This window comes from Edaphosphingomonas haloaromaticamans (assembly GCF_001853345.1).
GTDB classification, from domain to species: Bacteria; Pseudomonadota; Alphaproteobacteria; order Sphingomonadales; family Sphingomonadaceae; genus Sphingomonas_E; species Sphingomonas_E fennica.
In genome coordinates, this window is record NZ_MIPT01000001.1 from 4,036,032 (window position 1) to 4,042,482 (window position 6,451).

The following is a 6,451-nucleotide window of genomic DNA, read 5'->3' on the forward strand; positions in this document are numbered from 1 at the left end:
CGGCACATAACCACGCAGCGCGTCTTCAACGACTGCTCCAAGTCGCTCCTGAAATAAAATCGCGGAGATTGGAGGGGCAAATGCTCCGCCTGCGTATGGCCTGGAACGACTTCACAGGAGCAGAACAATGAAGGCAGTCACCCTCGCAGCCTGTATGGCCCTCACTTTGGCCAGTTCTCCATCGTCCGCCCAGACCGGGCCGATGCCCGCTATGGACCATGACCACGGTCAGGTGCAGCCCGCTCCAACGCAACCGGCTCCCCCACCGGGCACCCACAGCGAACATGACGATGGCACCGCGGCAGGCGGTTCGATGGGCGGCATGGGCGGTGGCATGCAGGGCATGGGTCAGATGCCGATGATGGAACCGACCGCTGCCAATCCTTTCCCGCATGTCGAGATGAAGATGCACATGGCAATGATGCATGCGATCGGCGCCGACGCGACGGAAACCTATGTCCGCAAGATGATCGAACATCATCGCGGTGCGGTGGAGATGTCGCGGCTAGTCCTCGCCGGCAAGCCTGAGGGCGCCGTGAGCCGGATGGCTACGCAATCCATTACGGACCAGAACCGTGAGATCGATGCCCTGCAAGCGTGGCTGCGCCAGAATGGCAAGACTGCCCAATGATGCCTTGAGGCGAGTAAGCCAACGAGGTTCATCCAAGGGAGCAGTCCACTCTGAAACCGAAGCGTTTGGTCTTGCGCTTACAATGGTGCTGGCGGGGGGCCGCTTGCGTAAGTCTACCTAGCGCGATGTCCGACGAGTCGTGCGAGAATTGACGGCAACGCCAACGATAGGATCGTGACATGGGCCAAATGCATGCCATGCAACTCGACGGACCCGGCAAGCCGTTGCGCATGGTCACGCGGCCGCTGCCCGTTGCCGGTCCGGCGCAGCTCCTGATCAAGGTGGTGGCCTGTGGCGTCTGCCGCACCGACCTCCATGTGCTCGACGGGGAAATCCCGGCCCATTATCCGATCGTCCCGGGCCACGAGATTGTCGGACGCGTGATTGCTATGGGCGCGAGAACGGCAGGTTTCGCGATCGGCCAACGTGTCGGTGTCCCCTGGCTCGGCCACACCTGCGGCGTCTGTAGCTTTTGCAGGAGCGGTCACGAGAATCTCTGCGATCAGCCGGAGTTTACCGGCTGTACTCGCGATGGGGGCTATGCCAGCCATGTCGTCGCGGACGCACGCTATTGCTTCCCGCTGCCGGATCGCTTCACTGACGTGGAGGCCGCGCCGCTATTGTGCGCCGGTCTGATCGGCTGGCGCGCGCTGCGTCTCGCCGGCGACGGGCAGAGGATCGGGCTGTGCGGTTTTGGCGCGGCTGCGCACATCCTCGCCCAGGTCGCGACATGGCAGGGGCGCGAGGTCTATGCCTTCACCAAGGCCGGCGATGAGGACGGACAGGCGTTCGCGCGGTCGCTCGGCTGCATCTGGGCCGGGTCGTCCGAGGCGGCCCCTCCCGTTCCACTCGACGCCGCACTGATCTTTGCGCCGGTAGGAGCGCTGGTGCCGGCCGCGCTAAAGGTCGTGCGCAAGGGCGGCCGCGTTGTCTGCGCGGGCATTCACATGAGTGACATCCCTGCTTTCCCCTACGCCGATTTGTGGGGGGAGCGCGCGATCCTCTCCGTCGCCAATCTGACGCGCGAGGATGGCACTTCCTTTTTCGAGATGGTGGAAAGGGCGGGGATCAGGACCGTGACCGAATCTTTTCCACTGGAGCGCGCGAACGAGGCATTGCGACGGCTGCGCGAGGGTCGATTGACCGGTGCTGCGGTGATCTGTCCCGATCCGGAAACATAGGCCGCGCGCGAGACGCTCCCGCGGGTGAACGACGGTGGACCAAAGTGGATGCAAGAGATTGAACCCGCCTACTCCGCGCGGGCATTCCTCATGGGCGATGCGCCAGGATTCCTAATTGTGTGCAGGCATTTAGCCCCTCTCGACATTGGGAGAATCCCCCGCACGCGGATGATGCGCCATACGTTATTGACCCCAAATCCTTCACCTCTGCTCCCAGGTGGACGATCAGGGCATCCTCGACGGCAGCACGATCGTCTCACCATCCACAACGAACCTGCCGTAGCCGCGATGGTGGATCGTCTGCGGATCATTCTGGGCCGGATTGCTCCAGGCTGCAACGATCTCCAGAATGAACAGATTATATTTGTTGACCAGGCGTGTCTCGTCGACCCTGCATTCCAGATTGGCGAAGCATTCCGCTACCAGTGGCGGCGCCACCAGCGCAGCGGGAAGCTGCGTCAGTCCGATCGCGGCGAACTTGTCGATGTCGCGGCCGGAGCAGTTGCCGATCTCCACGACCTTGGGCGCAAGATCCAGGGCCGGGACGGCGATCACGCACTCCCTTGTCGCGCGCAGTGCTGTGAAGCTGAAGTCGGCACTGCTGACGATACAGGCCAGCAACGGCGGCGTGAACTCGACCATCATATGCCATGACATGGTCATCACATTGCTTCGGCCTTGATGCGCCGTCGTCAGCAGGACAACCGGCCCGGGCTCGAGCAGCTGGTAAACCTCCGGCAACGGGAATGGCCGCATTGGTTCGCGATTGTTGGCGGCGATTGCAGGCATTGCCGTTGTTCCCTCGTTGCCGTCTTGCCGATGCTGCGCGGTGTCGCACAACGGCCCGGCGTTCTGTCCAAATCACCAGCGCCTCCCATGGCCGGGTGCCAACCCCGGGACGACGCGCTCTTGAGCGTGCGGCCACTACATCGTCATGCGAGGATACATGCGCGTAGCGATAAGGACGAGAAGGCTGGAGATCGCGACGAGCACGATGCAATCGGTGCCCACCCCAAACTTGCTCGCCTCGCCCGTCAGCATGAGTGCGCGCAGGGCATCGACCTCATAGGTGAGCGGATTGGCCAGCGAGATCGCCCTGAGCCATCCCGGCATGATCTCGATCGGATAGATGGCGTTGCTGGCGAAGAAGATCGGCATGGTCAACACCTGCCCGATCCCCATGAATCGCTCGCGAGTCCGCACGATGCAGGCGATGATCAGCGAAAATGTCGAGAACAGGCCCGAGCCGAGGATGATCAGGGCGGCGACGCCGAGCAGGTGCAGGACATGGAGATCGATCGCGATGCCGAGCGCAAGTGCAAGCACATAGACGATGATCGCCTGTGACAGCCCCCGCACGGCTGAGGAAATCGCCTTGCCGAGGACGAGGGCGCTGCGGGGCGCCGGACTGACCATATAGCGATGAAGGACGCCAAGGTCGCGCTCCCAGATCACTGCGATGCCATAGAAGATCGCCGCAAACAGCACGCTCTGGGCAAGAATGCCGGGCGCCAGGAAATCGAGATACCGGCCATTGCCGCTGGCCAGCCCGCGGACCTGCGCCATCACCTCGCCGAACAATAGGAGCCAGATAGCCGGCTGGATGGCGCGGGTGAGCAGTTCGGTCGGATCATGCCGGAGCTTCCGCACTTCGGCGTCAGCCACCGCATGGACTTCCGTGGCATAGTTGCCGATCCGGACGAGGATGTCAGCCATGCTCGGCCGCGCTCCGGCGCGTCTGGAGAACGTCATGCATGTTGCCGCCCGTCTGCTCGTCGCCGCCCGCGATCCGGGCAAAGACATCGTCGAGCGTGGCGTCCGGGCCGATCCCGGCCTTCAGCTCGGCCGGCGTTCCCACGTGCTCTAGCCGCCCATGGTGCAGGATGCCGACGCGGTCGCACAGGGCGTCGGCTTCCTCCATGACGTGCGTCGTCAGCAGGATCGTCGTCCCATAGCGGTCGCGGAGATTGCGGACATGGGCCCACACCGTGTTGCGGGCCACCGGGTCGAGACCGACCGTGGGCTCGTCCATGATGAGCAGCGCCGGCCGATGCATCGTGCTCTGGGCGATCTCCAGCCGGCGCAGCATGCCGCCGGAATAATGCTGCGCCAGCCGACCGGCGGCATCGGTCAGCTCCGTCCGTTCGAGGGCTTCCCTGATCCGCTGTGAACGCTGAGCCCGAGGAATGAGATACAGCCGCGCCGAGAGAAGAAGATTCTCGTAGCCGGTCAGGGCGCCGTCGGCCGATAGTAGCTGGGGTACGTAGCCGATGTGGCTGCGCACTGCCCTTGGTTCCCGGGCCAGATCATAGCCGGCGACCCGGGCATTGCCAGCCGACGGCGGTAGCAAGGTCGTCAGCATCTTGATCAGCGTCGACTTGCCCGCACCGTTGGGACCGATAAGTCCGAAAATCTCCCTACTGTGGATTTGCAGATCCACCCGGTCCACCACCACCCGGCCGTCGAAGGATTTGGACAGTTCAGAGGTTTGAATGACCAGACCGGCGTTCCCAGCCGGGATACCAGGCGACGCAGCCTGATCGATCGCTGTATTCAGCTCCGTCACGCCACATCTCGCGCGGAGGCAAGATGCTGTTCCGGCGCATGTGGCGGTCCCGAAATGCCACGGTAGAGTGCCCTATTCCTCGCTGTCAGCCTCACAGCCATATCGATCACATCCATCCGGCAGCCGCTCAAAAAGGGAGAATCTTACAGCCAGTCTAGTCCCTCGGGCGCCTTGGACACTCCGTTCTTATACGGATTGGAGCTTCCGCATTTCCGATCGACTCTGGACCGGCCAAAAGGCCGCGGCGCACGATTGCCGACCCGCGCCCGCGGCATCGGACGAACCAAGATTTCAATCTATTGCGGAGTGCATCACATGGACCTGACCGAAGCGATCTACGGACGCCGCGCGACACGCGCCTACACAGCGGCTCCTGTCTCGAAAGACCTGCTGGAGAACGTGATCGATGCTGCCATCCAGGCCCCGAGCGCCGTCAACGAACAGCCGTGGGACTTCACCATTATCCAGAACACATCGCTGCTCGATCGGATTTCTGCGGCGGCCAAAGCCCATATGATTGAGACGATGCCGAGCGGATCCTTTCCGGAACATCTCCACGAGACTCTCGGAAGTCCGGATTTCCACATCTTTTATCATGCGCCGGTCCTCATCACTATCTCGGCACGCGCCGGAGCATGGGCGATCGAAAATGCCACCCTGGCGGCCGAGAATCTGATGCTGGCGGCGCACGGACAGGGCCTGGGATCCTGCTGGATCGGCTTTGCCCAACGGTGGCTCGAGACTGCGGACGGCAAGCATGCGCTGGGCGTTCCTGACGATTTCGTGCCGGTTGCCCCGATAATCATCGGCCATCCCGCCGCGCCCGCCGGCCTCGTCCCCCGCCAACCACCGCAGTCGCGGTGGATCGATTGAACGCCCGCCTTCCGACGGGCGAACCGCCGCAAGGAAGCTGCGCCTAGTACCTTGGGGGGAGGATTTGCTTATCCACTTCGTGTGAATTCTGGATGATGCCAAATGACCATGGCGTCGCCGGGCCGTTTGCCGCGTGGAATGACGCGACAGAGTGACAGCACAGATGGTCGAGGTTTGTCTCCTTCCCCTTGCCGTGAAAAATGCCCGTGAAAACAGGGGACCCGGATTGGGTCTGGGGAGGAATGGCGGTGGCTGGACCCTAGGGTCCGGACCCATTAACGGGATTCCCCTGCCGACGGGATTGTGATTAATTGCCTCCGGCGGGGAGGCGATGAGATGGCTGATTTCTTTTGGTTTTCTGATGCGCAGTGGGCGCGGATCGAGCCGCTGTTGCCGAACGACGTGCGTGGCATGAGGCGTGTTGACGATCGCCGGGTATTGAGCGGGATCGTCCATGCCCTGCGGAGCGGCGGGCGTTGGGCCGATTGCCCGCAGGAGATCTATGGCCCCAAGAAGACGCTCTACAACCGTTTCGTTCGTTGGTCGGAGCGCGGCATCTGGGATGGCATCTTCAGCGCGCTGGCCGGCGAGGGGGATGCACCGGATCGACTGTTCATCGACAGCTCCTGCATCAAGGTCCATCGCTGCGCCGGCGGCGCAAAAGGGGGGCCTTGGCTCATGGTATCGCCCGCACCAAAGGCGGCCGCAACACCAAGCTTCACGCCGTCTGCGATGGCAAGGGACGTCCGCTCGTCCTGCTCCTGACCCCGGGCAACGTGCATGATTGCAAGGTGGCAAAAGCGTGTATCGAGGCGCTGCCGCCATCGGCCGAGCTGGTCGCCGACAAAGGCTACGACAGCAAGGACCTGCGCGAATGGCTCGAAGAGCGCGGCACCCAGGCGGTCATCCCGCCGCGCAAGAACCGCAAGGTCCAGTACGACTACGACAAAGCCATCTACCGGCAGCGCAACATCATCGAACGCATGTTCTGCCGGCTCAAGGACTGGCGCCGCATCGCCACCCGCTTCGATCGCAACGTCAAAAACTTCATGGGCGCCGTCGCCCTCGCCGCAGCCGTCATCTGGTGGCTGTAATGAGTCCGGACCCTAGTCACCCGGAACTGTAATCCGTATCATTGACCCGGATTCATTTGGGGAGATGAGCGATGGCAGGGCGGCAGGCGGATGCGGTGGTGTTGAG

The 6,451-nt window shown here is 62.9% G+C and carries 7 protein-coding genes; 4 read left to right on the forward strand and 3 right to left on the reverse strand.

Annotation, left to right across the window (positions count from 1 at the left end):
* The first annotated feature begins 127 nt into the window (after positions 1-127).
* Positions 128-631 (forward strand): DUF305 domain-containing protein, encoded by a 504-nt coding sequence (locus BHE75_RS18725; protein WP_235955000.1) that lies wholly within the window; start codon positions 128-130, stop codon positions 629-631.
* 179 nt (positions 632-810) lie between these two features.
* Positions 811-1,812 carry a zinc-dependent alcohol dehydrogenase family protein gene (locus tag BHE75_RS18730; RefSeq protein ID WP_206377791.1) on the forward strand — a complete coding sequence of 334 codons (1,002 nt, stop codon included), beginning with the start codon at positions 811-813 and terminating at the stop codon, positions 1,810-1,812.
* Positions 1,813-2,037: 225 nt separating this feature from the next.
* Here BHE75_RS18730 and BHE75_RS18735 read toward each other — a convergent pair whose 3' ends face one another.
* The 3 genes from BHE75_RS18735 to BHE75_RS18745 form a co-directional block, all read right to left on the reverse strand.
* Complete coding sequence (locus BHE75_RS18735) at positions 2,038-2,601, reverse strand: flavin reductase family protein (protein WP_206377790.1); 564 nt, start codon at positions 2,599-2,601, stop codon at positions 2,038-2,040.
* 135 nt (positions 2,602-2,736) lie between these two features.
* Positions 2,737-3,528, reverse strand: coding sequence for an ABC transporter permease (locus tag BHE75_RS18740; RefSeq protein ID WP_070934787.1), 792 nt, complete (start codon positions 3,526-3,528; stop codon positions 2,737-2,739).
* Complete coding sequence (locus BHE75_RS18745) at positions 3,521-4,378, reverse strand: ABC transporter ATP-binding protein (RefSeq protein ID WP_206377789.1); 858 nt, start codon at positions 4,376-4,378, stop codon at positions 3,521-3,523. Before BHE75_RS18745 ends, BHE75_RS18740 begins: the two co-directional genes overlap by 8 nt.
* 315 nt (positions 4,379-4,693) lie before the next feature.
* Here BHE75_RS18745 and BHE75_RS18750 point away from each other — a divergent pair, with 315 nt between their 5' ends.
* Together BHE75_RS18750 and BHE75_RS23555 are read left to right on the forward strand one after the other, a co-directional pair.
* Positions 4,694-5,251, forward strand: coding sequence for a nitroreductase family protein (locus BHE75_RS18750; protein WP_070934788.1), 558 nt, complete (start codon positions 4,694-4,696; stop codon positions 5,249-5,251).
* 336 nt (positions 5,252-5,587) lie between these two features.
* Positions 5,588-6,345, forward strand: a protein-coding gene (locus tag BHE75_RS23555) for an IS5 family transposase (RefSeq protein WP_438830599.1) whose coding sequence is annotated in 2 segments (ribosomal slippage) — positions 5,588-5,932 and positions 5,935-6,345 — 756 coding nt in all. Because the reading frame shifts where the segments join, the coding sequence is not laid out codon by codon here.
* Positions 6,346-6,451: the final 106 nt, after the last annotated feature.